The 24,877-nt window shown below is 63.3% G+C and carries 22 protein-coding genes; 8 read left to right on the top strand and 14 right to left on the bottom strand.

The window, feature by feature from the left end; genetic code table 11:
* The first annotated feature begins 295 nt into the window (after positions 1-295).
* A complete protein-coding gene (gene rlmKL, locus BM186_RS21030; protein WP_074918124.1) occupies positions 296-2,476 on the top strand; it encodes a bifunctional 23S rRNA (guanine(2069)-N(7))-methyltransferase RlmK/23S rRNA (guanine(2445)-N(2))-methyltransferase RlmL in 2,181 nt (726 codons plus the stop codon).
* 74 nt (positions 2,477-2,550) lie between these two features.
* Here rlmKL and dacB read toward each other — a convergent pair whose 3' ends face one another.
* Positions 2,551-3,987: a D-alanyl-D-alanine carboxypeptidase/D-alanyl-D-alanine endopeptidase gene (gene dacB / locus BM186_RS21025; protein WP_074918122.1), complete on the bottom strand. Its 1,437-nt coding sequence runs from the start codon at positions 3,985-3,987 to the stop codon at positions 2,551-2,553.
* Positions 3,988-4,235: 248 nt separating this feature from the next.
* Here dacB and BM186_RS21020 point away from each other — a divergent pair, with 248 nt between their 5' ends.
* A complete protein-coding gene (locus tag BM186_RS21020; protein WP_045735171.1) occupies positions 4,236-4,577 on the top strand; it encodes a YggL family protein in 342 nt (113 codons plus the stop codon).
* A gap of 103 nt (positions 4,578-4,680) precedes the next feature.
* Here BM186_RS21020 and BM186_RS21015 read toward each other — a convergent pair whose 3' ends face one another.
* From BM186_RS21015 to BM186_RS21005, 3 genes are all read right to left on the bottom strand, one after another.
* A complete protein-coding gene (locus tag BM186_RS21015; protein ID WP_074918120.1) occupies positions 4,681-7,632 on the bottom strand; it encodes an HD domain-containing phosphohydrolase in 2,952 nt (983 codons plus the stop codon).
* Between the two features lie 70 nt (positions 7,633-7,702).
* A complete protein-coding gene (locus tag BM186_RS21010) occupies positions 7,703-8,767 on the bottom strand; it encodes an FUSC family protein (protein WP_072425428.1) in 1,065 nt (354 codons plus the stop codon).
* 12 nt (positions 8,768-8,779) lie between these two features.
* The gene (locus tag BM186_RS21005) at positions 8,780-10,111 is read right to left on the bottom strand and encodes a deoxyguanosinetriphosphate triphosphohydrolase (RefSeq protein ID WP_074918118.1); all 1,332 of its coding nucleotides are present in this window, start codon (positions 10,109-10,111) and stop codon (positions 8,780-8,782) included.
* Positions 10,112-10,671: 560 nt separating this feature from the next.
* Here BM186_RS21005 and BM186_RS21000 point away from each other — a divergent pair.
* Together BM186_RS21000 and BM186_RS20995 are read left to right on the top strand one after the other, a co-directional pair.
* Positions 10,672-12,477 (top strand): multicopper oxidase family protein, encoded by a 1,806-nt coding sequence (locus BM186_RS21000; RefSeq protein ID WP_239690053.1) that lies wholly within the window; start codon positions 10,672-10,674, stop codon positions 12,475-12,477.
* Between the two features lie 18 nt (positions 12,478-12,495).
* Entirely contained in the window at positions 12,496-13,158 is a 663-nt protein-coding gene (locus BM186_RS20995; protein ID WP_074918113.1) for an SCO family protein, read from the top strand.
* Here the strand turns inward: BM186_RS20995 and BM186_RS20990 are convergent.
* The 5 genes from BM186_RS20990 to BM186_RS20970 all read right to left on the bottom strand — a co-directional run bounded on the left by BM186_RS20990 (position 13,144) and on the right by BM186_RS20970 (position 16,449).
* Positions 13,144-14,046 (bottom strand): c-type cytochrome domain-containing protein, encoded by a 903-nt coding sequence (locus BM186_RS20990; RefSeq protein WP_074918111.1) that lies wholly within the window; start codon positions 14,044-14,046, stop codon positions 13,144-13,146. The genes BM186_RS20995 and BM186_RS20990 overlap by 15 nt on opposite strands.
* A 155-nt stretch (positions 14,047-14,201) precedes the next feature.
* The gene (locus BM186_RS20985; RefSeq protein ID WP_074918109.1) at positions 14,202-15,365 is read right to left on the bottom strand and encodes an EAL domain-containing protein; all 1,164 of its coding nucleotides are present in this window, start codon (positions 15,363-15,365) and stop codon (positions 14,202-14,204) included.
* 84 nt (positions 15,366-15,449) lie between these two features.
* Positions 15,450-15,767, bottom strand: coding sequence for a hypothetical protein (locus tag BM186_RS20980; protein ID WP_074918107.1), 318 nt, complete (start codon positions 15,765-15,767; stop codon positions 15,450-15,452).
* Positions 15,764-16,123 (bottom strand): phage holin family protein, encoded by a 360-nt coding sequence (locus BM186_RS20975; protein WP_074918105.1) that lies wholly within the window; start codon positions 16,121-16,123, stop codon positions 15,764-15,766. Before BM186_RS20975 ends, BM186_RS20980 begins: the two co-directional genes overlap by 4 nt.
* A gap of 8 nt (positions 16,124-16,131) precedes the next feature.
* Positions 16,132-16,449, bottom strand: a complete 318-nt coding sequence (locus BM186_RS20970; RefSeq protein WP_074918103.1) for an ElaB/YgaM/YqjD family protein — start codon at positions 16,447-16,449, stop codon at positions 16,132-16,134.
* 372 nt (positions 16,450-16,821) lie between these two features.
* Here BM186_RS20970 and BM186_RS20965 point away from each other — a divergent pair, with 372 nt between their 5' ends.
* Positions 16,822-18,030, top strand: coding sequence for an ammonium transporter (locus BM186_RS20965; protein ID WP_074918101.1), 1,209 nt, complete (start codon positions 16,822-16,824; stop codon positions 18,028-18,030).
* A gap of 83 nt (positions 18,031-18,113) precedes the next feature.
* Here BM186_RS20965 and BM186_RS20960 read toward each other — a convergent pair whose 3' ends face one another.
* The 3 genes from BM186_RS20960 to purM are packed head-to-tail and all read right to left on the bottom strand — an operon-like array spanning position 18,114 to position 20,541.
* Complete coding sequence (locus BM186_RS20960) at positions 18,114-18,830, bottom strand: DUF3108 domain-containing protein (protein ID WP_017678990.1); 717 nt, start codon at positions 18,828-18,830, stop codon at positions 18,114-18,116.
* Positions 18,831-18,838: 8 nt separating this feature from the next.
* The gene (gene purN / locus BM186_RS20955; protein ID WP_074918100.1) at positions 18,839-19,483 is read right to left on the bottom strand and encodes a phosphoribosylglycinamide formyltransferase; all 645 of its coding nucleotides are present in this window, start codon (positions 19,481-19,483) and stop codon (positions 18,839-18,841) included.
* Positions 19,483-20,541, bottom strand: coding sequence for a phosphoribosylformylglycinamidine cyclo-ligase (purM, locus tag BM186_RS20950; RefSeq protein ID WP_072425417.1), 1,059 nt, complete (start codon positions 20,539-20,541; stop codon positions 19,483-19,485). Before purM ends, purN begins: the two co-directional genes overlap by 1 nt.
* Before the next feature lie 246 nt (positions 20,542-20,787).
* On the opposite strand from purM, the gene BM186_RS20945 reads away from it, so the two are divergent.
* From BM186_RS20945 to hda, 3 genes are all read left to right on the top strand, one after another.
* A complete protein-coding gene (locus BM186_RS20945) occupies positions 20,788-21,828 on the top strand; it encodes a DUF2066 domain-containing protein (protein WP_074918098.1) in 1,041 nt (346 codons plus the stop codon).
* A gap of 74 nt (positions 21,829-21,902) precedes the next feature.
* Positions 21,903-22,994, top strand: coding sequence for an AI-2E family transporter (locus BM186_RS20940; protein WP_074918096.1), 1,092 nt, complete (start codon positions 21,903-21,905; stop codon positions 22,992-22,994).
* A complete protein-coding gene (gene hda, locus BM186_RS20935; RefSeq protein ID WP_017678995.1) occupies positions 22,991-23,695 on the top strand; it encodes a DnaA regulatory inactivator Hda in 705 nt (234 codons plus the stop codon). Before BM186_RS20940 ends, hda begins: the two co-directional genes overlap by 4 nt.
* A 92-nt stretch (positions 23,696-23,787) precedes the next feature.
* On the opposite strand, the gene BM186_RS20930 is transcribed toward hda, so the two are convergent.
* Positions 23,788-24,465 (bottom strand): alpha/beta fold hydrolase, encoded by a 678-nt coding sequence (locus BM186_RS20930; protein WP_074918094.1) that lies wholly within the window; start codon positions 24,463-24,465, stop codon positions 23,788-23,790.
* A complete protein-coding gene (locus tag BM186_RS20925; protein ID WP_074918093.1) occupies positions 24,465-24,875 on the bottom strand; it encodes a DUF2069 domain-containing protein in 411 nt (136 codons plus the stop codon). Before BM186_RS20925 ends, BM186_RS20930 begins: the two co-directional genes overlap by 1 nt.
* Positions 24,876-24,877 lie beyond the last annotated feature (2 nt).

Below are 24,877 nucleotides of genomic sequence, written 5' to 3'. Positions count from 1 at the left end.
CAGCGAAAGCCTTAGGTAGTGTTCTAACGAATGCATTGGGGCCTGTGAATGATCGATTTGTCATAAGGGCGTAACCTAAATGCGGGTGAGGCCATAAGGGCGCTGGAGATACGTCCAGCATCTTTCAGCCAGACGCCGTCGTATCTGGCTGTACACGCAGATGCCGTCATTTTGCTAGTGCAAATGAGAGTGCTTGCTTATTCCGACGAAGGGTCGCGCTGTGACCTTTTGTCACTTATTTTGAGTCGAGGTGCGCCGCTGCACCTCCCTGATTGCCATAGGCAGTGGAACATCCATGTCTGATCGTTACGAAATCGTGCTGACCTGCCCCAAGGGGCTCGAGGGCCTGCTGCTGGAAGAGGCCAGAGGACTTGGGCTGGAAGATGCGCGCGAGCAAACGGCGGCGGTCCGCGGTCATGCCGAAATCGAGGTGGCCTATCGACTGTGCCTGTGGTCGCGCCTGGCCAACCGCGTGCTGCTGGTGCTGTCGCGCTTTGCCATGAACAACGCCGACGAGCTTTATGACGGCGTGCATGCAGTGGACTGGCGCGACCATCTGGAGCCCTCCGGCAGCCTGGCGGTGGAATTCAGCGGCAACGGTTCGGGGATCGACAACACCCACTTCGGCGCGCTCAAGGTCAAGGACGCGATCGTCGACCGCCTGCGCACCGCCGGTGGCGAGCGGCCCAGCATCGACAAACTCAATCCTGATTTGCGCGTGCATCTGCGTTTGGATCGCGGCGAGGCGGTGCTGTCGCTGGACCTTTCCGGGCACAGCCTGCACCAGCGCGGTTACCGCCTGCAGCAGGGCGCTGCGCCGCTGAAAGAGAACCTGGCCGCGGCAGTGCTGATCCGTGCCGGCTGGCCGCGCATTGCTGCCGAGGGCGGTGCATTGGCCGACCCGATGTGCGGTGTGGGTACCTTCCTGGTGGAGGCGGCGCTGATGGCTGCCGATATCGCCCCCAATCTCAAGCGCGAACGCTGGGGATTCTCCAACTGGCTCGGTCATGTGCCGGCGATCTGGAAGAAGCTGCATGCCGAGGCCGAGCAACGCGCGGCGGCCGGTCTGGCCAGGCCGCCCCTGTGGATTCGCGGTTATGAAGCCGACCCAAGGCTGATCCAGCCTGGGCGTAATAACGTCGAGCGGGCTGGTCTGTCCGACTGGGTGAAGATCTATCAGGGCGAACTGGGCAGTTTCGAGCCGCGTCCGGACCAGAATCAGAAGGGCCTGGTGATCAGCAACCCGCCATACGGCGAACGCCTGGGCGACGAAGCCAGCCTGTTGTACCTCTACCAGAACCTCGGCGAGCGTCTGCGCCAGGCCTGCCTGGGCTGGGAGGCAGCGGTATTCACTGGCGCGCCCGAGCTGGGCAAACGTATGGGCCTGCGCAGCCACAAGCAGTATGCGTTCTGGAACGGCGCACTGCCCTGCAAGTTGTTGTTGATCAAGGTGCAGACCGAGCAGTTCGTTACCGGTGAGCGGCGTGCGCGCGAGGACGATCAACAGCCGGTGAGCGAAGCACCACAGCAGGCGCGTTTGTCCGAAGGCGGGCAGATGTTCGCCAACCGCCTGCAGAAGAACCTCAAGCAGCTGGGCAAGTGGGCACGCCGCGAAGGCGTCGAGTGCTACCGGTTGTACGACGCCGACATGCCCGAGTATGCCGTGGCAGTCGATCTGTACCGCGACTACGTACATGTCCAGGAATATGCAGCGCCGCGCTCAATCGACCCGGACAAGGCCCAGGCACGCCTGCTCGATGCCTTGGCCGCGATCCCGCAGGCGCTGGGCGTGGCGCAGAGTCGCGTGGTGATCAAGCGTCGTGAGCGCCAGACGGGCACCAAGCAGTATCAGCGTCAGGCCGCGCAGGGCGAGTTCATGGAGGTGAATGAAGGCGGGGTCAAGCTGCTGGTCAACCTCACCGACTATCTGGATACCGGGCTGTTCCTCGATCACCGGCCGTTGCGCCTGCGTCTGCAGCGCGAGGCCGCTGGCAAACGCTTCCTCAATCTGTTCTGTTACACCGCGACGGCTACCGTGCATGCGGCCAAGGGTGGCGCGCGCAGCACCACCAGCGTGGATCTGTCGAAAACTTACCTGGACTGGGCGCGGCGTAATCTCGCGCTCAACGGTTTTTCCGACAAGCACCGCCTGGAGCAGGGCGATGTGATGACCTGGTTGGCAGAGGATCGCGGTGAGTACGAGCTGATCTTCATCGACCCGCCAACCTTCTCCAATTCCAAGCGCATGGAAGGCGTGTTCGATGTGCAGCGTGACCACGTCGAACTGCTCGACCTGGCCATGGCGCGTCTGGCTCGTGGCGGTGTGCTGTATTTCTCCAACAACTTCCGCAAGTTCCAGTTGGATGAGAGCCTGGTGGCGCGCTATCAGGTCGAAGAGATCAGCGCGCAGACGCTGGACCCGGACTTCGTCCGCAACCCGAAGATCCACCGCGCCTGGCGTTTCACTGCACGCTGACAGCGTAGCCTGGATGCAATCCGGAGCTCAGGTTCAAAAGAGCCCCCGGATTGCATCCCCGGGCTACAGCGTGGTCAGCGTTTTGGCTGCTTGTAGGTTTCCAGCAGCACCTGATCGAGGATCGAGGTAGCGCCCCAGGGTTTCGGATCGTTGAGGATGGCTACCACGGCCCAGTCCTGACCGTTGCTGTCGCGGCTGTAGCCGGCAATGGCGCGCACGTTGTTCAGGGTGCCGGTCTTGATGTGCGCCTCACCCACCAGTGGTGTGCGCTGCAGGCGCCGACGCATGGTGCCGTCCATTGCCACCAGTGGCATCGAGCTGCGGAACTCGGCAGCGTAAGGGCTGCGCCAGGCTGCCTGGAGTATCAGTGCCATTTCCCGTGCGCTGATGCGTTCGGCGCGCGACAGGCCGGAGCCATTCTCCATCACCAGATGCGGCGCCGTGATGCCCTTGCGGGCCAGCCAGCTGCGAATGACGCGCTGCGCGGCCATGGAGTCATCCTTGTCGGCCTCTGTACGGAACTGTGCGCCGATGCTGAGAAACAGCTGCCGAGCCATGGTGTTGTTGCTGTACTTGTTGATGTCGCGAACGATCTCCACCACATCCGGGGAGAAGGCGCGCACCAGCATGCGGGCTTTTTCCGGAACAGGGCCCAGACGGTCCTTGCCAAGAATCTTGCCGCCCAGCTCCTGCCAGATACCGCGTACCGCGCCGGCGGCGTAGCTGGGATGGTCGAGCAGCGACAGGTAGGTCTGCGCACTGCAGCCTTCAGCCAGTTGGCCGCTGACGATCAGGGTCGTGCCGTCGTACTGCTCCACCGCGTTGTAGCGGATATCGGGCCAGGCCGGACAGGTTGCAGCCTTGAGCACGCGAACCTGATTGTCGATACGGACAGTGGCGATTGGCGGGTCCATGGCGATATGCACCTTGCCGCCTTCGGCGCGGGTGATGAAACGCTGCGCCTTGAGGTTGACCAGCAGGGAGTCGGGTTTTACCAGGAAGGGTTTGTTGGCATCGCCACCGTCATCATTGAACGCCGGCAACTGCGGGGCAACGAAGAAGCTGCGATCGAGCACCAGATCGCCCTGAACCTGGCGCACGCCGTTGAGGCGCAGATCGCGCAGCAGCAGCCAGAGTTTCTCCATGTTCAGTTTCGGGTCGCCGCCACCCTTGAGGTAGAGGTTGCCATGCAGCACACCATCCTTCAGCGGACCATCGGCATAGAACTCGGTCTTCCATTGATGGTTGGGTCCCAGTAATTCCAGGGCGGCGTAGGTGGTCACCAGCTTCATGGTGGAGGCCGGGTTGACCGATATATCGGCATTGAACTGCAGGCCGCCAGCCTGTCCGCCGAGAGGCACGGTCATCACCGACAGCGAGTTGTTGGAAATCTTGTTGGCCTTCAGCGCCTGCTCGACCTTGGCAGGGAGTGCGGCGCTGGCAGCGTGGCAGGACAGGGCGAGGGGGAGAAGCAGGGCGCTCAGCGCCAGTTGGCGAAACCGCTGAATCATCGACAGGAACCTTCCGCAGTCAGGCGGGAGTGACGTGGGAGACAGACAAACGACAGTCCGACTCGGGGAAAAGTTGCCGGCATTATGCCGCAAGATTCTGCTCGCAGTCGGCCCCGCCGGGTTAAAAACAGTCACTGCAAACAGCTGGCGTTCAACATGTTCGAAGGGCCGGCAGAGCGATACAAAACAGGCGCTCTGGCGGCGAAACTGCTAGAGTGCCGCGCGTTATTACCTTTGAGGATTGTTTCATGGCGACCAACCGTTCCCGCCGTCTGCGCAAGAAGCTCTGTGTCGATGAATTCCAGGAGCTGGGCTTCGAGCTGACCCTGAACTTCAAGGCCGACTTGAGCGACCAGACCCTCGACGATTTCGTCGATCAGTTCCTCGATCAGGCCATCGCCGGCAATGGTCTGGATTACGTAGGTGGCGAAGACTTCGGTCTGGTCTGCCTGGCCAAGCGTGGCTCGGTCAACGAGGAGCAGCGTGCTGCCGTCGAGGCCTGGCTGAAAGGCCGTGACGAACTGGAGAAGTTCGAACTCAGCCCGTTGCAGGACGTCTGGTACCCGGAAAACCCGATCAACCAGGCTTGATCGCTACTCGGCGCCGGGCTCTCTGGCGCCAGTCATCAGGTAGGGTGCGCCGCGCGCACCCAGCGTTTGACCTGATATCGAAGCTCGGTGCGCGGAGCGCCCCCTACAGAGCTCCGGCTTTTTCCAGCAGCATCTGCTCGTCCACCTGATCGATCTGTTCGGCCTGCATGAAACGCTCGGCGTAGCGCCGGTAGATGCCTGCGCGAATGAACAGAGCGAACAGCTGCGGGTCGATGTGCGCACCCTTGCACATGCCGACCATGATGTTCAGTGCTTCCGACAGTGTCTTGCCCTTCTTGTAAGGGCGATCCACTGCCGTCAGGGCTTCGAAGATATCGGCGATCGCCATCATGCGTGCCGGCAGGCTCATCTGTTCGCGCGTCAGACGTTTGGGATAGCCCGTGCCGTCCATCTTCTCGTGGTGCCCACCGGCGATCTCGGTGACATTCTGCAGATGCTTGGGGAAGGGCAGGCGGTCGAGCATCAGGATGGTCTGCACGATGTGGTGGTTGATGATGTAGCGCTCTTCGGCCGTCAGCGTGCCGCGGGCGATGCTCAGGTTGTGCAGTTCGCCACGGTTGAATTTGTATTGCGGCACTTCCAGCTTGAAGCCCCAGCGATTGTCTGGCGCGATCACCTCCTGGTCGGCGCGCTCGATCAGATGGTCGAGGCGGTCAGCGAGCAGCGGCTCCTCCACCGGCAGGCTGCTGGGGGCCGAGTGTTCCAGGCGCTTGGCTTCCTCCCAGGAAACGCCCAGGCGATTGTCCAGTGTGCGCAGCCAGCGTCGTTCGGCGATCTGCTTGAGGCGAGTCTGGTCGTCATCGGCCATGGCTTCGCCACCCAGATTGATGCGCGCGATGAAGGCGAATTCGTCGTCCAGATCGCTCAGCAGCTGGTCGCGCAGAGCCGCCAGTGCACTTTCTTCAGCACCTTCGGCACGACCACGCCAATAGGCGACCCAGGCATCGCGCTTGAGTACCTCGAAGCGCATGCGTACTTCGTGGATGCGGTCGTACAGGGTTTCCAGTTTGGTCGCCTTGTCCACCACGTACTCGGGGGTGGTGACCTTGCCGCAATCGTGCAGCCAGGCGGCGATATGCAGTGCCTCCCACTCCTCGTCGCTGGGGTTGTAGTCACGAAACTCGGGGGCGTCGCTCTCGGCTGCAGCACGGGCCAGCATCAGGGTGATTTCCGGTACGCGCTGACAGTGGCCGCCGGTGTAGGGGCTCTTGGCGTCGATGGCGCCGGCGATCAGCTGGATGAAGGCATCGAGCAACTGCTTCTGCCTGGCCAGCAGGCGTTGGCTCTCGATGCACAGGGCTGCACTGCCTGAGACGGCGTCGACGAAGGCGACGCGATCCGGGCTGAGCATGCTTTCGTTATCCTCGCCGGTATCGCGTTGCAACAGTACCAGCACGCCAACGGTGTCACCCTGACGGTTATGCAGGCCGGCAGCGATCAAGTGCAGGCGCGGACTGTCCATGGCCGACAGCAGCCCTTGAAATTTACCCGCCTGATCGAAACCGATGGAGGTGGCGACACTGTCGCCGCCGCTGGCCGGACGTTGCAGCCAGCTGGGTAAGGTCGGATCGTCATGGGCCAGTCCGTGGATGCCCAGATCGGCGAGGCTGCGGCTCTGGCCGTCGATCACCAACCCCTGTGGCTCCAGGCGGCCGCTGTCATTGTCCAGCAGATAAAGCAGGCCGCCCTGGGCCGCGCTGATGGAGACGGTGGCGTCCATGACGCGTTTGATCAGCGCGTCGAACTGGGTTTCCGCCGAGAGGCTGGCAGCGATGTCGAGAAAGCTCGACAGGGTGTCCTTCATGCTGCTCATCGACACCGCTAGCTGGTCGACCTCGAGAATCGGCGAGCGACCGCTGGCCGGGTGGGCGAAGTCGAAACGGCGGATGGCCTGCGCCTCCTGCACCAGGCTGCGCAGCGGTTTGACCACCAGACGTGAGGTGAGCCAGCCCAGCGGCAGGCACAGCAGCAGGGTGGTGAGAGTGATCAGCGCGCCCTGCCAGCGGATGCGATAAGCCTCTGCCAGCAGCTCTTGCTCGGGCACCAGCAGGGCCAGATGCAACCCCTGTGGGCCACCCTCCTGAATGTGCCGGTGAGCCATGGCCCAACGCTGCTTGGCCAGTTCGACGATGCCCTCGTCTCGTTCGTTCAGTTGGCCGGACAGCAGTTCACCCAGGGCCGGATTGAGTTCACTGACCTTGACCAGCGATACCTTGCCGTCGACCTCCTTGAGCAGGCGGCTGCTCTCGGGGTAGGCCACGGCATTGCCGTCGTTGTCGGCGAGTACCACCTGGCTGTTGGGGGTGACGCGGTGGCTGGCCAAGGTGGCCGAGAGATCGTCGAGCGTCAGGTCGGCGCCGATCACGGTGGTCAGGCCGCTGCGCCTGGCCAATGTGGTGCCAATTTCCTGGGTGGAGAAGAACAGATAGGGTGCGGTGGTGATCTGTCCGCCATCGCCGCGCGCGCGCTTGAGCCAGTCGCGCTGCCTGGGATCGTAAGGCTCGCTGAGTTTCTGCCGGCGGCTGAGCTGGTTCAGTGAGCCGTCATAGAACAGGTAATCGCTGTCGGTCCCGGCGCTGCTGCGGTCGATGGCCCAGACCTGATAAGCCGCTTTGTCCGGCGCGTCGAAGCGCTGCTTGAGCATGTCGCTGCGCAGCGGCCTGACCATGAAGAAGTCGCCATCCTCATAGCCGAGATAGATCGAGGCCAGTTTGGGGTTGTCGCGCAGGGCCTGAACGAACAGCGGCAGCATTTCCAGGCGTTCATCGAGCGTGTCGGCCTCGGTGGCAGGGTGCAGGGCCAGCAGGCTGAGCAGGTGGCGTATGGGACGGTAGGTATTGTCCAGATCTCTCTGTACGTCGTGCTGGATGCGCTCGAAGAGTGTCGAACTGCTGGAGAAGATCAGTCGGCTGGTCTGCTGGTAATTGAACAGCCCCAGCACGACACCGGTGAACAGCAGCAGAAGCGTGAACAGGACACTGATATGAACGTGCAGGGGGAAACGGCGTTCTCTGGGAACGGCGGTATTGAGCATCGCACTTCACTCCTTGCGGGCGCTGCAGGCTTCCACAGCATAGTGAAGAGTGGGCGAATCTGCCGAAACGTTATAAAGGCTGCCGAGAATTGTCCTCGGCTTTGCTCGGTTTGTTCAGTTGCAGGCGCAGGCCATGGACCAGAAGCGCCACGGTCAGGCTCAAGGCCACGCCGATCAGCGCGTTGAGCAGGCGCACCTCCGCCAGGTGCCAGTCCTGAGCAAGGCTCTCGGCCAGGAGCACGAAGCACAGGCTGGTCTGCAGCACGAACAAGCCGTAGTGATTGGCCTGCAGCGCGCGGCTGAGAATCACCAGCACCAGCAAGGTCATGACCATCGTCGGGGGGCTTTGCAGGCTGTGGCCGAAGACGATCAGCAGGCCGGCGGCGGCGAGGCTGGCCAGGCTCGCCTGCAGCGCTCGCACCAGGCTGCCCTGGAACTCCAGCTGTAGCGTGGTGATGACTGTCAGCGTCAGCCAGTAACCACGCGACAGGCCGGCCAGATTGACGATCAGCCCTGACGCGGCAAAAGCCAGCATGCAGGCCAGGGCATGCAGACGCCATTGCTGGCGAGGCAGGCGCTGCGCGTGGCGCTTGAGTACCTTGAGAATGGCCAGAAAGCGCGGCATGTACGGCCACATGCGCAGGCCGTGCAGGCCACGCAGGCCGAAGGCCAGCAGCATCACCCAGAGCCCGCCGAGAATGAACAGCATGGCCACCGCATAAGGGTTGTGCAGATTGCCGATGCCGAATTGTCCCTGGCCGAGGCACAGGCAGATGCACAGACCGATACCCAGCTTGCCGGCTTCGCTGCCGAAGCGTTGCAGCCAGGCCAGCAGCAGGCCGAAAGCAGCGAAAATGCCCAGGCTGATCAGCGGGTGGCTGGCGGCCCAGAAACCCAGGCCGGCGCTGCAGGCACCGAGGCCGGTGAGCAACAGCATGCGCAGCATGCCGAAGCGGTGCAGCGGGTTCGCCTGTGCGGCCTGAAAGGCGCCAGCCGAGGCCCAGAGAAAACCACTGTGAGCGGTGAACAGGCCCAGCACCAGCGGCAAGGCACAACCCAGCCCGGCGACCACGGCCGGACCCCAGGCCGGCGGGCCCGCATGCCAGGTGAAACTGTTGCGAATCAGGTTCTTCATGCGCTCTTTTCGTCAGATCGGGCTCGAACGGCCCGTCATCTCCCTTGCCATTTCCGTAGCGTAGCTGTCCGTCATGCCGGCGATGAAGTCGATCACCCGCATGAACGAGCGATACAGGGGCCAACCCGGTTCAGGCGCGTAGTAGCTGAGCAGATCGAGAATACGCCGGTGCTTGAACGACAGCGCGCGCCCACTGTGCAGCTCCAGTGCCGCACCACAGAAGGCGTTGAGGAGGATTTCCAGCGTGGTATAGGCGCCGATTTCATGCAATGTCTTGCGCTTGTCGTGGAAGATCTTCTCGCGCGCCAGTAACTTCGCGCTCTGCACACAGTGCTTGGCAGCGCCATGCATGTGTTCGACCAGATCGCCCTGCAGGCCGCCGCCCAGCAGGGCCTGCTGTTGTTCGACGAAGGCGCTGGCAGCCGCGTTGGTCAGGTGTTCGATGGCCTTGCCGCGCAGGATCGCCAGTTTGCGCCGGCGCGAGTCCTTGGGGCCGAGCTGGCGATAGGTCTCCGGCAGGTCATCGCCTACCAGATCGAGCAGCAGCGCCTCGACTTCGGTGTAGTCGAGCAGCTCCATTTCCACACCGTCTTCCAGGTCGATCAGGCCGTAGCAGATGTCGTCCGCCGCTTCCATCAGATAGACCAGCGGGTGACGCGCCCAGCGCTGCGTTTCCAGTTGTGGCAGTTCGAGCTTGGCGGCGATCTGTTCGAGCAGTGGCAGCTCGCTCTGGTAGCAGCCGAACTTGTGTTTCTTGTAGCCCTGTGCGTCCGCATGGCGGGCCGTCCAGGGGTACTTGAGGTAGGTGCCGAGGGTGGCGTAAGTCAGCCGTGTACCACCGTCGAACTGGTGGTACTCCAGCTGGGTGAGCACGCGAAAACCCTGGGCGTTACCTTCGAAATTGAGAAAATCGCCGCGTTCGGCATCGCTCATCGCATCCAGCCAGCCGCGTCCGGCGGCCTGCTGAAACCAGTGGCGAATGGCGTCTTCGCCGGAGTGGCCGAACGGTGGGTTGCCTATGTCGTGGGCCAGGCAGGCGGACTGCACCACCATGCCCAGGTCGCTCGGCGTGCACCAGTGGGGCAGGTCGTCACGCAACATCTCGCCAACGCGCATGGCCAGCGAACGGCCGACGCAGCTGACTTCCAGGGAGTGGGTCAGGCGGGTGTGGATATGGTCGTTGCTCGACACCGGGTGTACCTGGGTCTTGCGTCCCAGGCGGCGGAAGGCACCGGAGAAGATGATGCGGTCGTGATCCTTGTGGAAAGGACTGCGTCCCAGCTCTGCCGAGCTGGGCGCAGGTTTACCGAGACGTTCGCGGGTGAGCAGGGTGTGCCAATCCAAGGCCGATCCTCGCCAAGTTGATCCAGGCCTCCTAGCTTCGGCGTTCGCGCAGCGCTGCGCAACCCGAGGCAAGGATGATGAGTAACGGGTTAGTCAATAAATTGGCTTTTATGCATATGCTTATCGAGCATATTGGAGTCATTTATATAAAGTGACGTGTATTTGACTTTTTGCGATTGGCGAGCTTAAGTGACACCTGTGGTTGCTTGTTATTTGACGGTGTGTGGTGAAGGAGAGGGCTCCGCATACCGGTAGTAGAGGTTGCTAGGGAGAACGTCATGGACAGCTTGCCGTTGTGCCGGACCATGCACCCCGTATCAGCGAGGCGCAGTTGCCACGCCTTCATTGTTCATCTGCCTATTTCCCGTGCACCGACCTTGCTGGAGCCGAGTCGACTCGCTCTGGCGTGCTGCCCCTATGGGCTGTCTGGTCGTTGGTAGTTGTCTCGGCCTGGAGGCCTCAGTCGAGTCGACCGTTTTTCAGACGACGTGCGTATATCGTCCGTGTACGGGGTAACGCGTGCACGCAGGAGCGACAGTCGGGCGTCGGGGAGATGCAGCATGAAACCTATATCACCCAGTTCAGGCCCGACCGAGGCACAGGGCACTGTGTGCCCCGCTGATGGAGAGCTGGCGCCGCCTGGGCAGCTATCACGACGCAGTTTTCTTCAAGGTAGTGCTGCGCTGGCCGCGGCGCCGCTGATCCTGGCGCCCAGTCGCAGCGAGGCAGTTGTACCGCCTAGCCCGCCAACCATTGCCTGGCAGGAATTTCTGCCCAATGAGCCCGCACTGCTTTACGGCAGCACGCTCAATCCGCCGCCTACCGAGCTGGCCAACACCGCCGCCGGCGAGGCCGGGCGGCCGGCGCATCAGCGCTGGGCCGAGTTCGGCCCGCAGGCCGAGCACTACGAGTTGCATGCGGCGCAGCGCGAGGGTTGGGTGTTCAATCCAGCCTATCCACCACAACCGGTATGGACCTTCCAGGCCGCCGTTGCGGATCTGTCCGTGCTCAGTCCGGTGGTGCACTCGCACTACGGCCATCCGATGATCTGCCGCATCTACAATGACCTGCCGGCCAACCACACCGGTTTCGGTACGCCGGAGATCAGCACCCACCTGCACAACGCTCACATCGGGTCGGAGAGTGACGGCTTTCCCGGCGACTACTACAGCCCCACCAAGGCCGGGCCCAGCCTGACCGCGCCAGGCGGTTTCAAGGACCACCTTTACTCCAACATCTACGCTGGCTATGACGAGCTGCAGAATGGCATCGGCGACTACCGCGAAGCCCTTGGCACCTTGTTCTACCACGACCATACCCTGGACTTCACCGCGCCCAACATCGTCCGCGGGCTGATGGGTTTCTTCCTGCTGTTCGATCATCTCGACTCGGGCAACGAGAAGGACCCCAACCCGGCTGCCCTGCGTCTGCCCAGTCACCCCTATGATTACCCGCTGAGCTTCTGCGACCGGCGTTTCGACCCCAACGGCATCCTTTACTACGACCAGGTCAGCCCCGAGGGCATCCTCGGCGACAAGACCATAGTCAACGGCAAGATCCAGCCGGTGCTGCGGGTGGCTCGGCGCAAGTACCGCCTGCGTCTGCTTAACGGTGGGCCGAGCCGCTTCTACCAGTTCTACCTGGTGCGGCCGAACAACGTGATCCAGCCCTTCACGTACATCGCCAACGACGGCAACCTGCTGGAGAAACCGCTGCTCAATCAGACCAACGTGCGCCTGGGTGTGGCCGAGCGGGCCGATATCGTGGTGGATTTTTCGCGCTACCCGGTGGGCACCGAGCTGTACCTGGCCAACCGCCTGACTCATCGCCCTGAGGACACCCGTCGCCCCTATCAGGTGGTGGCACCCGGCGAATGGGTGCTGAAGATAGTGGTCGACCGCGAGCCGCCGGAGCAGGACCTGAGCCAGGTGCCGGCCAATCTGCGGCCGCTGCCGCCGCTGCCGACGACCGCCCAGCTGGCGGCGCTGCCGGTGCGCAAGTTCCTCTTCGAGCGCCGACAGAACATGTGGGCAATCAACGGTCAGTTCATCAATCTCAATACTCCGCGCGCCCTGGTGCCGATGGGGGCCATGGAGATCTGGGAGCTGTACAGCGTCGATGACGGCTGGGATCACCCCGTTCATATCCATTTCGAGGAGGGCCGCCTGCTGAGCAAGACCACCAATGGCAAGAATGTGGCGATTGCTGCGCATGAGAAGGGGCGCAAGGACGTATTCAACATCTCTGATCGTACTGTCCTTCGCGTGCTGATGCGTTTTCGCGACTACAAGGGCAAGTACGTGATGCACTGCCACAACCTGATCCACGAAGACCACGCCATGATGCTGCGTTGGGACATCGTCTGAGCCATCTGGAGGTTTGCCATGAATACGCGAAGAAGGGTACTGGCAGGGCTGGGCGTCGCTGCGTTCGGCTGGGCCGCCTGGCGCTCCGGCAGCAGCGTGCAGCAGCCGGCTGCGCCGCTGGCCGGGGTGGGCGGTACACGGTTTCCCAATGTCCCGCTGCTGACCCACGAGGGGCGTGAAGTGCGCTTCTACGACGACCTGGTGCGTGGCAAGGTGGTGGCGATCAACATGATGTATGCCCAGTGCAGCAACAGTTGTCCGGCTACCACCGCCAACCTGCGTCTGGTGCAGGAGATGCTCGGCGAGCGCGCCGGGCGCGATGTGCACCTGTATTCGCTGACGCTGCAGCCGGAGCTGGACAGCCCCGAGCGTTTGCGCGAGTACGTCGAGCGCCACCATATCGGTCCGGGCTGGCAGTTTCTCACCGGCGTGCGCGCCGATATCGAACAACTGCGCCGTGCCCTGGGTTTCTACGATGTCGACCCGGTGGTGGACCTCAACGATCTGAGCCATACCGGCATGCTGCGCATCGGCAACGACGCACTGGACCGCTGGACCATGGCGCCGTCACTGACCGATGCCGCGCAGATCCTGTCCACCATCAATCATGTCGATAGTAAGGTGGTGCACACCGCCTATCGCCCGAGTGAGGCGCCTGCCGAGCAGTTAGCGCAGGCGTAGACGTTCTACCTGCACGCGGCCGCCGGCATCGAGGCGGCCGCGTACCTGCACGTAGGCGCCAGGACGCGGCGCATCGTCCAGGCGCGTACGTGCGTCGATCAGTAGCGCCAGGCCGTCCAGCTTGCCGGCATCATCCAGGCGGCCATGCAGACGTACTCGGGCACCCACCGGCACGGGTGCTGGCTGCCCGGCAACATCGCGTGCGCCTTGTTCGATCCAGGCCTCGATCAGGTCGATTTCCGCATCCGTTAGATAGGGCGGGCCGTCATAAGGCATGCGCGGGCGCGCCTGGCCGCGAATGCGCCGCACCAGCTCGCTGGCTGCAGGGTTGCCGGGCACCACCCGAGCGCGTTCGCCGCTGGCCAGGGTCGCTGCGTAGGATGACAGCAGATAACCCTCGGGAGCCGCGCCCATCATGCCGCTGGCGGAATGGCAGGTAGCGCAGCGGCGCAGCAGGATGGCTTCGACGTGGCGGTAGTCGACCACCTCGTCGAGGCTTGGGACGGCGGCGGCAGGCCGGGTTACGCTTTCGTTGCCTGCTGGCAGGCCGGCGTTTATCCAGCGTTCGACCATGGCGATCTCGGCGGCTTCGAGAAAGGGCGGGCCGCTCAGCGGCATGCGCGGTTGGCTGTTGCCCGTCAGGCGGCGCAGCAGCTCGCTGCCGGTGGCATCGCCAGCGTGGACCACCGGCCCGCGCTGGCTGCCGCGCAACAGATTTTCCAGGCTGTCCAGGCGCAGGCCCAGCGGGGCCTGCGCGCCGCTGTGGCAAACCAGGCAGCGGTTGGCCAGTAGCGGAGCGATGTCGTCGTGGTAGGTCGGGGATGCGGCGGCCAGCACACTGGCGCTGAGCAGCAGTAGGGTGAGCAGGCGCAGGGCTAGCCAGAGCATAAGCGCAGCCTCGAAGACTGGGGCAGATCATTCAGCCGTTCGGCGCGAGGCTTCTGTGGGCACGGATGTATCCGAGATGCGTCTGGCTCGAGGCGCGCCTTGTTCGACTGTGCCGAGAGAAGTCCGATAGCCTGTTGCTAAGCCTAGCTGCGTACTCAGAAACCGGCGGCGTCGATGTCCACCAGCAGTAGGCGACGACCATTGTCGATGAACTGCCCGGCGGTCAGGCAGTACTGGTTGGTGGTGGCGTCGCGGTAGGTGGTGGAGAGCGTCAGGCGGCGCTCTTCCCAGCCTTCGGCCAGCAGTTGATAGAAGTAGGGGCGCCATGACCAGTTATGCCCAAGGTAGCGGTCGTCGGCCTGCCAGATGTTCTGGTGCCACTGCAGGTTGGGTGTGAGCTGGGTGCCATGGCGGTCGCACTGATAGATGCGCAACAGCCAGGGATAATTGTCCGGCGCGTTAAGGCTCGTTGCCGGGGCGCCGCTTTCGGCCCAGAAGCGGAGTTCGGACATCAATTCGGCCAGTTGCTGGCGCAGGCTGACCAGGCGCGCGCGCTCGGCGAGCTTCTGCTGTACGTAGCTGTCACGTAGACGCGCGAAACGGCCGACGAAGGCGTCGCTGGCGAACAATTCTTCCTCCGGCCTGGCGAACAGGAACCCCTGGACGTAACGGGCGCCGCACTCCAGGGCGAAGTTCAGCTCGGCTTCGGTTTCCACCCCTTCGGCGATGATCCAGCAACCGGTCTTTTCGGCCATCTGTGCCAGCGCCTTGACCACTTCACCGCTAGGGCCGCCGCGAGCGGCTTCCTGGAACAGGCGCATGTCAAGCTTGAGGATGTCTGGTTGCAGTGCCAGCACACGGTCGAGCTGCGAATAGCCAGCGCCGAAATCGTCGATAGCGATGCGCGCGCCGGCGTCGCGGTAGCGCGCCACCACATCGGGTAAGCGCTGGCTGGCACCGCCCAGCTCGGTGATCTCGAAGACGATGCGCGCAGGGTCGATACCGCTGCGCTGCAGTTGTATCAGGCTGGGCAGTGGCTGTGCCGGGCGCAGGCGGCTGATCCAGCGTGGTGAAATGTTCAGGCTGAGGAACCAGTCCGCCGGAGCCTGATGGAAGCGGTGCAGGGCGTCCTCGCGTACCTGGCGGTCGAGGCGGCGCAGGGCTGCTGGCGGTGTTTTCGGGTCGGCGAACAGCGGCCCGGCCGAGCGCACCTGGCCCTCGGCATCGCGTAGTCGCGCCAAGGCCTCGACGCCCGCGATCCGGCCGGTGGCGGTGTCGATAAAGGGTTGGAAGACGGCAAAAGGCAGTCCGTCGATCACCTGGGATTTCCTTAGCGCGCAGCGGTTGAGCCGCCAGATGGTGGCAGAGTGGCTCAACCTAGCAAGATCGCGGCCAGCCCAGGTCTAGACCAAAGGTGAACGCCCGCGCGTACCATGTTGCGCGCGCCGCAGCAGCGGGATGACGATCAACGCCAGGCGCAGCCAGCGGCGCCAGCCGCGTTTGCGGCCAAGCAGCCCGGCCAGAGCCAGCGCCCCGCCAGTGAGCAAAAATGGTGCGTTGCCTTTGCGCAGCCGCTGCCCGTACTCGCGTACCTGCTGCAGTGGATGGGTGATCTGCAGGATTTCATGGCGCAGTTCCTGGCGATGCATTTCCAGGCGCATGCGCAGCACGGCTTTACGAAGTTCACGGCGCGAGGCGCCAGGAGGCAGGGTCGGCGTCATGGCAGCAGTTGCTCGCGGTCACGTTGCAGTTCTTCAAGGCTGGCGCTGAACGGCGGTTCGGCGTTGCGCAGACTGCTCAGCAGCCAGGCGCCGCAACCGAGCAGGCCAAAGCCGTAGAACAGGCACAGGCCGATAGCGACTGCCAGGCGGTGGGTATCCCAGTAGACGATCAGCAGCAGAGCGGACAGACCTATCAGCAGGAGCAGGGCGAAGGCCAGGCACAAACCGCCAAGGAGCAGCGCACGCAGTGCCTGGTCGCGTTGGTCTTCGAGTTCATGGGCCAGCAGCGCCACATGGCTCTGGAGCAGACCCAGTAGGGCTGCACCCAGGCGCCGTGGCGAGGGGCCGTTGGACATGGGCGCTGTCAACGGCGGCTGATCAGCAGGCCGAGCACCAGGCCGATAGCGGCCGACAGGCCGAGCGCCTGCCACGGGTGCTTGTGCACGTAATCCTCAGTGGCGTCGACGGCGATCTTGCCCTGTTCGCGCAGGCTGGACTCCGCTTTGTGCAAGGTGTCACGGGCACGGTCAAGGCTGCTGCGAATGTCATCGCGCAGCGCTTCTGCCTGTTCACCAGCAAGGCTGGCGGAATGTTGCAGGAGCTTCTCGGTGTCGCTGACCAGAGCCTGGAATTCATCCAGCAGGGCGTCCTTGGTGCTTGGAGTAGCGGCTTTGCGTGGCATGGTGAGCAGTCCTCTGCGTTGGGTATGTACTGTTTACGAGTGCTCTGCAGCGTGAGGGTTCCGCAAGAATAGTCGTGAAGTGACCGGTCTGGTGTTTGGTATAGCGATTGCATTTTGCTGGTGCGCGAAGGTCGCGAAATGCCCTGTGATGGGGCTTTCTCGATGTGGCTCAGGATGGTCAATTTCGCGCATAACCATTTGATTAACAAGAAATAAGCATCGATCAATCGATCTTTGGTGGCGCCATTTTGGGGCCGCCAAACGGCACTTTTCGAGGGCGAGCTGCATGCGCTGGCTGCATTGTGGTGCGTGTTTTCGGTTTCGTGCCTTCGTTTGGTGCTTTTTCTTTTGCCTCCGGAGTTTTCTTTCTCGATGGAAAACATCAACAGTGCCGTGGCCACGCTGATCCACGGCTCCAATACCCTGTTCATCCTGCTGGGTGCAATCATGGTCCTGGCCATGCACGCCGGGTTTGCCTTCCTCGAAGTGGGAACGGTGCGGCAGAAAAACCAGGTCAATGCGCTATCGAAGATTCTTTCGGATTTCGCCATTTCCGCCCTGGCGTATTTCTTCATTGGCTACTGGATCGCCTACGGCATCAACTTCTTCGAGCCGGCGGCGGTGCTGACGGAGAATCACGGGTACGGTCTGGTGAAGTTCTTCTTCCTGCTGACCTTCGCCGCGGCGATTCCGGCAATCATCTCCGGTGGTATCGCCGAGCGCGCCAGGTTCGGCCCGCAGCTATGCGCGACTGCATTGATCGTGGCGTTCGTCTATCCCTTCTTCGAAGGCATGATCTGGAACGGCAACTACGGCTTCCAGGCCTGGCTCGAGACTCGCTTCGGCGCGGGCTTTCATGACTTTGCCGGTTCGGTGGTGGTGCATGCCATGGGCGGCTGGTTGGCGTTCGGCGCGGTGCTGTTGTTGGGGCGCCGCAATGGTCGCTATCGCGACGGCAAGCTGGTGGCCATGGCGCCGTCGAACATTCCATTTCTGGCGCTGGGCTCGTGGATCCTGATCATCGGCTGGTTCGGCTTCAACGTGATGAGTGCGCAGACGCTCGAGGGCGTCAGTGGCCTGGTGGCGGTCAACTCGCTGATGGCCATGGTCGGTGGTACCGTCGCCGCGCTGCTGGTAGGGCGCAATGACCCGGGCTTTCTGCACAACGGTCCGCTCGCCGGCCTGGTAGCGATCTGCGCCGGCTCGGACCTGATGCATCCGATCGGTGCCCTGGTCACTGGCGCGATTGCCGGTGCCCTGTTCGTCTGGGCATTCACCGCGACTCAGGTGAAGTGGAAGATCGATGACGTGCTCGGCGTCTGGCCGCTGCATGGCCTGTGCGGCATCTGGGGTGGCATTGCCTGCGGCATCTTCGGCCTCGAAGCATTCGGTGGTCTGGGTGGCGTCAGCCTGGCCAGCCAGGTGATCGGCACTGCGCTGGGCGTGGTGGTCGCGCTGGTCGGTGGCTTTGCGGTGTATGGCCTGCTCAAGGCGTCGCTGGGCATTCGCCTGAGTCAGGAAGAGGAATACAACGGCGCCGACCTGTCGATCCACAAGATCGGCGCGGTAAGCCAGGACTGAGATACCAGCCGGGCGTTGTCATCAGCGCCCGGAGCAGGCAATAAAAAACCGGGCATTGGCCCGGTTTTTTGTGCGCTTGCCAATCAGTCGCGACGACCTTCGACCGGCTTGCCGGCGACGGTGCCGTCCTTGAGCATGATCTGGTATTCCTTGCCATCGGTCTCCACCTGATGCAGGCGCACCAGCAGATGGCCCCAGTCCTTGGCGAACCACAGTACGGTCTTGCGGGTGCTTTGCGTGGGGTCACGCACGCGCTCGACCTTGATCGCGTCGATCAGGCCAGCCTTGGTGCGCACCACTTCTTCGCCCAGCACACGGAAGTCGTAGGTTTCGATTTCGTCACCGTCGACCACCTGATAGCTCACGCTTTTCTTGCCGGCGGCGACGTCCTGTTGCAGGGCGACCTGGTAGGTCGACTTGTCCAGCAGGCCGCGATTGAGCGGGAAGCGTACAGCGTCGCCACGGTCGGTGCCGATGACCTGCTTCTGTTCCCAGTCGAAGTCCTGCTCGACCTTCTTGCCTTTGCCCAGGCCGCTACGGTTGAGGCGGTAGGTCAGCGGCAGCAGGGCACCGTTGTCGACGCGGAAGGTGCTCTCTTCGGTCAGGCCGGCGACCAGCATCGAGGCTTCGAAGTTGAGGGTCCAGCGGCCGTCGTCTTCGCGCTTGAGGCTGCGCTCGGCGCTACCACTGACCGGCAGCTGCTTCCAGTCCGCGGTGTAGCTGGCGGAGAAGGGCTGCAGATCCTCGGCAAGGGCGGGCAGGCTGAACAGTGTCAGGGCGAACAGCAGGGCACGACGCATAGAGTCTCCTAGGTTCGAATCAGGTGGCCGCTGGCGGGCAGTGGCTGGCCATCCAGCATTGCGCCTTGAGCGCCAAGACGCAAGCGGCCTTCGGCAAACCAGCGTACAGCCAGAGGATAGATCTGGTGCTCCTGCTGATGCACGCGGTGGGCCAGGCTTTCGGCCGTGTCATCTGCCATGACTGGCAGCACAGCTTGTACGACCAGAGGGCCACCATCGAGTTCCTCGGTGACGAAGTGCACGCTGCAGCCGTGTTCGCTGTCGCCGGCTTCGATAGCCCGTTGATGAGTGTGCAGGCCTTTGTGCTTGGGTAGCAGTGACGGGTGGATATTGAGCAGGCGGCCTGCATAGTGCTGAACGAAGCCTGGCGTGAGAATGCGCATGAAACCGGCCAGCACCACCAGGTCGGGCTGGTGGGCGTCGATGGCCTGGATGAGGGCTGCATCGAAGGCTTCGCGGCCGTCGAACTGCTTGTGATCAAGCAGTTCGGTGGCGATCCCGGCCTGTTTCGCCCGCTCCAGGCCGTAGGCACCGGCGCGGTTACAGATAACCGCGGCGATGCGGGCCGGAGTGCCGTCGTGGGCGACGCTGTCGATCAGCGCTTGCAGATTGCTGCCTGACCCGGAGATCAGGACGACGACATTGCAGGGCATCAGTGGGCTTTCAGGTTATTCAGCTGAACCTGGGCTGCACCTTCTGCCGCTTCGGTGATCTGGCCGATAACCCAAGGTTGCTCGCCGCTGGCGCGCAGGCTGGCCAGGGCGGTTTCGACCTGATCCTGGGCAACGCAGATGACCATGCCGACGCCGCAGTTCAGCACGCGATGCATCTCGTGCTCGTCGACGTTGCCTTGTTCCTGCAGCCAGTCGAACACGGCTGGGCGATTCCAGCTGGCCACGTCGATCACTGCCTGGGCGCCTTGCGGCAGCACGCGCGGGATGTTGTCCAGCAGGCCGCCACCGGTGATGTGGGCCATGGCCTTGACCGCACCGGTGTCCTTGATCAGCTTGAGCAGTGGCTTGACGTAGATACGGGTCGGTGCCATCAGCAGGTCGGCCAGGGCCTTGCCATCCAGTTGCACCTGTTCGATGTCGGCGCCGGAGACTTCGATGATCTTGCGGATCAGCGAGTAGCCGTTGGAGTGCGGGCCGGAGGAGGGCAGGGCGATCAGCGCGTCGCCAGTGACGACCTTGGACCCGTCGATGATTTCGCTCTTTTCCACCACGCCAACGCAGAAGCCGGCCAGGTCGTAGTCTTCGCCTTCGTACATGCCCGGCATTTCGGCGGTTTCACCACCGACCAGGGAGCAGCCAGCCAGTTCGCAGCCAGCGCCAATGCCGGTGACCACGGTGGCGGCGACGTCGACGTTGAGCTTGCCGGTGGCGTAGTAGTCGAGGAAGAACAGCGGCTCGGCGCCGCAGACCACCAGGTCGTTGACGCACATGGCGACCAGGTCCTGGCCGATGCTGTCGTGCTTGTTCAGGTTCAGTGCCAGGCGCAGCTTGGTGCCGACGCCGTCGGTGCCGGACACCAGCACCGGTTGCTTGTAGCCGGCCGGGATCTCGCACAGGGCGCCGAAGCCGCCCAGGCCACCCATGACTTCCGGACGCGCAGTGCGCTTGGCGACGCCTTTGATGCGTTCGACCAGGGCTTCACCGGCATCGATGTCGACGCCTGCGTCCTTGTAGCTGATGGAGGGTTGCTTGCTCATAGATCCGGGCCTTTGGATGGGAGTTCGTGTAGGCGCCGACGTGGCGCGGGCTCATCCAAGGAGCCCGGCGCGCGTACCGGCTGGCGAAGGCGCGCGATTTTATCAGGCTTGCCCGGCAGCGGCCACTCGCGTGCATGCGCTTCGTCGCGGGCAGCGGCTCTGGTTGCCGGGGCTTGAGCGGCTGTTTAAGGTATAGACCTTTGTGCCTGCCCGTCGCGCGGCCATCCCCTGCGAGAGTCAACCCCAATGCGTTTGCCCATCCGCCTGCTGTTCTTCTGTCTGTCGCTCCTGAGCCTGCCAGCACTGGCCGCGCCGGTTACCGGTCTTTATCAGGTGCGTGAACCCGTGGCGGATCAACAGCCGGAAAGCCGCGACGCGGCCATGCAGAAGGCCTTGCAGACCCTGGTGCTGCGTTTGACCGGTGATGCCAAGGCGCTGCAGAGCGCCGGCTTGGAAGGCCTGCGCAAGGACCCGCAACAGATCGTCAGCCAGTACGGTTATGAAGGCGACGCGTTGTTGGTCGAGTTCGATCCGGCCAGTACCGATCAGCAACTGCGCCAGGCTGGCCTTGCCCTGTGGGGGGCCAACCGTCCGGCCATCCTCACCTGGTGGCTCAACGAATCGCCGGAAGGCAGCCAGCTGGTTGGCGAAAGCCAGAGTGCATCGGCGCTGCTGCGCGATGCGGCTCAGCATCGTGGTCTGCCGCTGCGTCTGCCGCTGGCGGACCTGAGCGAGCAGGCGCTGGGCAGCGCCGATACGCTGCTGGCCAACGATCCGCAGGCACTGCGTGAGGCCTCCGAGCGCTATGGCGCCGATGCCTTGCTGGCCGTACAGGCGACCGAGGGTAGCGGTAACTGGCAGGCTACCTGGCGCCTGTGGCTAGGCGACGAGCGTGAACAGGGCAAGGCTGAGGGCGCCGATCAGGCTGCGCTGGCCGATGCAGTGCTGTTGGCCGTGGCCGAGCGCCTGGCGCCGCGTTTCGTCGTCAAGCCTGGCGCGGCGCAGAGCCTGACGCTGGTGATCGAAGGTGCTGACCTGGGACGTTTCGCGGCGCTGGAGCGCTTGCTCGAACCCTTCGCCGCGCGTTTGCAGGAGATCGACGGCCAGCGCCTGGTCTATCAGGTCAGTGCCAGCCCGGAGCAACTGCGCGCGCAGCTGGCATTGGCTCAGCTCCAGGAGGTCAGCGAACCGCTCGACGCCGCAGCGCCGGTAGAGGCTGCTGAAACGGGTGCAACCGAGGCTCCGCAGGTGAAACCGCGCACCGATCAGTTGCGCTTTCGCTGGTAGAATTGGCGCCGGGTAGACCACAGCCCAGTTACACACGGCGCCTTTCGGGCCCGTTTCGCATCGAGGACGCGAGCATGACCGATTCCACCCGTTGGCTATGGATGGCTGGGCTGTTTCTGCTCGGCTGGCTGCTGTACCTGCTACACCCGATTCTTTCCCCGTTCCTGATCGGCATCCTGCTGGCCTATCTGGGGGATCCGCTGGTCGATCGTCTCGAGCGGCATCGCCTGTCGCGCACCGGCGGTGTGGTGGTGGTGTTCACGCTGTTCTCGCTGCTGTTGCTGATCCTGCTGCTGGTATTGGTGCCCATGCTGGGGAGGCAACTGGTGCGTCTGTATCAACTGGCGCCGGAGATGCTCGACTGGCTGCAGGGCACTGCCTTGCCTTGGTCGCAGTCGCACCTGGGCCTGCAGAGTGATCTGCTGCAGGTCGATCAGCTCAAGCAGGTCTTTACCGACAACATCGGCAAGACCACCGACGTGCTCAAGGCGGTGCTGGCTCAGGCGACGTCTTCAGGCCTGGCGCTGCTGGCCTGGCTGGGCAACCTGCTGCTGATTCCGGTGGTGAGCTTCTACCTGATGCGCGACTGGGATGTGCTGGTCGAGCGGGTGCGCCGCCTGCTGCCGCGCCAGCGCGAGGGGCTGGTGGTCAAGCTGGCGGGCGAATGTCATGAAGTACTGGGCGCCTTCCTGCGCGGCCAATTGCTGGTGATGCTGGCATTGAGCGTCATCTATTCCGCTGGCCTGATGCTGGTGGGCTTGGAGCTGGGATTGCTGATCGGTGTGCTGGCGGGACTGGCGAGCATCGTGCCCTACATGGGCTTTATCGTCGGTATCGGTGCAGCGCTGGCTGCTGCGCTGTTCCAGTTCGGTCTCGAACCCTATCCGCTGATCGGTATCGGCGTGGTTTTCATGATTGGTCAATTGCTTGAAGGCATGGTCCTCACGCCCATGCTGGTGGGTGATCGCATCGGCCTGCATCCGGTCGCGGTGATCTTCGCCATCCTCGCTGGCGGCCAGCTGTTTGGCTTCACCGGCGTGCTGCTGGCTTTGCCGGTCGCCGCGGTGATCATGGTTCTGCTGCGCCATGCTCATGATTTGTATAAACTTTCCGGTCTTTACGGAGAGTCCAACAGCGGTTCTGACGAACCGCCGAGCCCTGCATGAAACCTATCCAGCTGCCTCTGGGGGTGCGTCTGCGTGACGACGCCACCTTCGCCAACTACTACCCCGGCGCCAATGCCGCGGCCCTGGGCTATGTCGAGCGTCTGTGCGAGGCCGATGCCGGCTGGACGGAAAGCCTGATCTATCTGTGGGGCGCTGAGGGCGTAGGGCGCAGCCACTTGCTGCAGGCTGCCTGCCTGCGTTTCGAGCAGCGTGGCGAAGCGGTGGTCTATCTGCCGCTCAGCGAAGTGGTGCAGCACGGCCCGGAGCTGCTCGACAACCTTGAACTGTGCGAGCTGGTCTGCCTCGATGATCTCGATGCGGTGGCGGGGCGCAGCGACTGGGAAGAAGGCTTGTTCCACCTGTTCAATCGTCTGCGTGACAGCGGTCGACGCCTGCTGCTGGCCGGCACCATGTCGCCGCGCGAGTTGCCGATTCAGTTGCCCGACCTCAAATCACGACTGACCCTGGCGCTGGTTTTCCAGCTGCACGAGCTGTCCGATGAGGACAAACTGCGCGCCCTGCAATTGCGCGCCTCGCGTCGCGGTTTGCAAATGAGCGACGAAGTCGGCCGTTTCATCCTCACCCGTGGCGAACGCAGCATGAGCGCGTTGTTCGAGCTGCTGGAACGTCTTGATCAGGCCTCGCTACAAGCCCAGCGCAAGCTGACCATTCCCTTCCTTAAGGAAACCCTGGGTTGGTAGGGGGCAGGGGCCTCAAGCTGCCAGCAAGAGCGTAGCCCGGATGCAATCCGCGAATCCTGACACACAATCCCGGATTTCATCCGGGCTACGGTCTAGCTCGCGACTATTCCCTGCATGAACTCAGCGATTGCTCTGGCACAGAGCTTTGGCTGTGTCTGCAGGATGAAGTGCGGACCATCCAGGCGAATCTGGCGGATATCGCCGCAAGTCTGGGCCAGTCGTTTTGCAGCGCCGTCTGCGACCAGGCGATCCTGCTGCGGCCAGAGGTGCAGGCAGGGTAGGTCCACGGGTTGCGTCGGTGCTTGCAGGCTGGCCAGCGTCGCCATTCGCGCGTGCAGCAGCCTTTGATCCAGCTGGCGAATTTCCCTCTGCACCTGTTGCAGGACGTGCTCGTCTGCCGTTTTGCCCAGGCACAAGGCGCGCAGCAGCCAGGGCTGTGTGGCCAGGGCCTGGGGCATGGGCAGATGCGCGAGCAAGGCCAGGGCAGGATTGGGTCTGCTCAGGAACGAGGCGGCGAAGATGAGGCCTTGTAGCCCGGTGGGCTGGCGCAGGGCCAACTGGTAGGCGAGAGGGCCGGAAAACGATTCGCCCAGCAACACGAAAGGTGTCGTACCAAGCTGCTCGAATAGTGCGTCGGCCAGGCTTGGATAATCCTGCGGCCCTTGTTCCGGCAGGCTCAGTGGCCAGCAGTCGGTGCCTGCGAGGGTCTCGAGCAGGGGCGTGAAGAGGGCACTGCTGCCGTTGAGGCCAGGCAGCAACACCAGGCGCATCAGACTTCTCCGGCCAGCTTGCGGTCGTACTGAAAGCGCCAGCGCGTATACAGCAGCGCCGTGCAGAACAGGCCGAAGCTGATCACCGCCTCCAACGCGCCGAACAGTGCACGCGCCGGGTCGATGGCCGCTAACACGCCCTGGATGAAGTAGATATTGACCACGAAACAGGTCCAGGCATGAGCGCGGGCGTTGCCCAGCAACATGCCCGGGGCGAGCAGTGCAAGCGGCAGCAACTGGATCGCCAATACAACCCCGACCCGTGCGCCATGCAGATCGGCGAAGGCCAGGTTCCACACCAGCAGCAGGGTCAGCAGGGCGATGAAACTGAACAGGCTCAGTGCTCGACTGAGTTTGACCCGCGGCTCCAGCCATTCAAGGCTGGGCAGAGGCTTCTTCGCTCGGGCCACGT

Source organism: Ectopseudomonas toyotomiensis, assembly GCF_900115695.1.
Classification (GTDB): domain Bacteria; phylum Pseudomonadota; class Gammaproteobacteria; order Pseudomonadales; family Pseudomonadaceae; genus Aquipseudomonas; species Aquipseudomonas toyotomiensis.
This window is presented reverse-complemented; position numbering and strand designations above follow the sequence as displayed.

Excerpts from the sequence above, each read along its gene's own strand:
- rlmKL (WP_074918124.1), top strand. The coding sequence starts at position 296 with ATGTCTGATCGTTACGAAATCGTGCTGACCTGCCCCAAGGGGCTCGAG.
- dacB (WP_074918122.1), bottom strand. The coding sequence starts at position 3,987 with ATGATTCAGCGGTTTCGCCAACTGGCGCTGAGCGCCCTGCTTCTCCCC.
- BM186_RS21020 (WP_045735171.1), top strand. The coding sequence starts at position 4,236 with ATGGCGACCAACCGTTCCCGCCGTCTGCGCAAGAAGCTCTGTGTCGAT.
- BM186_RS21015 (WP_074918120.1), bottom strand. The coding sequence starts at position 7,632 with ATGCTCAATACCGCCGTTCCCAGAGAACGCCGTTTCCCCCTGCACGTT.
- BM186_RS21010 (WP_072425428.1), bottom strand. The coding sequence starts at position 8,767 with ATGAAGAACCTGATTCGCAACAGTTTCACCTGGCATGCGGGCCCGCCG.
- BM186_RS21000 (WP_239690053.1), top strand. The coding sequence starts at position 10,672 with ATGAAACCTATATCACCCAGTTCAGGCCCGACCGAGGCACAGGGCACT.
- BM186_RS20995 (WP_074918113.1), top strand. The coding sequence starts at position 12,496 with ATGAATACGCGAAGAAGGGTACTGGCAGGGCTGGGCGTCGCTGCGTTC.
- BM186_RS20990 (WP_074918111.1), bottom strand. The coding sequence starts at position 14,046 with ATGCTCTGGCTAGCCCTGCGCCTGCTCACCCTACTGCTGCTCAGCGCC.
- BM186_RS20980 (WP_074918107.1), bottom strand. The coding sequence starts at position 15,767 with ATGACGCCGACCCTGCCTCCTGGCGCCTCGCGCCGTGAACTTCGTAAA.
- BM186_RS20975 (WP_074918105.1), bottom strand. The coding sequence starts at position 16,123 with ATGTCCAACGGCCCCTCGCCACGGCGCCTGGGTGCAGCCCTACTGGGT.
- BM186_RS20970 (WP_074918103.1), bottom strand. The coding sequence starts at position 16,449 with ATGCCACGCAAAGCCGCTACTCCAAGCACCAAGGACGCCCTGCTGGAT.
- BM186_RS20965 (WP_074918101.1), top strand. The coding sequence starts at position 16,822 with ATGGAAAACATCAACAGTGCCGTGGCCACGCTGATCCACGGCTCCAAT.
- BM186_RS20960 (WP_017678990.1), bottom strand. The coding sequence starts at position 18,830 with ATGCGTCGTGCCCTGCTGTTCGCCCTGACACTGTTCAGCCTGCCCGCC.
- purN (WP_074918100.1), bottom strand. The coding sequence starts at position 19,483 with ATGCCCTGCAATGTCGTCGTCCTGATCTCCGGGTCAGGCAGCAATCTG.
- purM (WP_072425417.1), bottom strand. The coding sequence starts at position 20,541 with ATGAGCAAGCAACCCTCCATCAGCTACAAGGACGCAGGCGTCGACATC.
- BM186_RS20945 (WP_074918098.1), top strand. The coding sequence starts at position 20,788 with ATGCGTTTGCCCATCCGCCTGCTGTTCTTCTGTCTGTCGCTCCTGAGC.
- BM186_RS20940 (WP_074918096.1), top strand. The coding sequence starts at position 21,903 with ATGACCGATTCCACCCGTTGGCTATGGATGGCTGGGCTGTTTCTGCTC.
- hda (WP_017678995.1), top strand. The coding sequence starts at position 22,991 with ATGAAACCTATCCAGCTGCCTCTGGGGGTGCGTCTGCGTGACGACGCC.
- BM186_RS20930 (WP_074918094.1), bottom strand. The coding sequence starts at position 24,465 with ATGCGCCTGGTGTTGCTGCCTGGCCTCAACGGCAGCAGTGCCCTCTTC.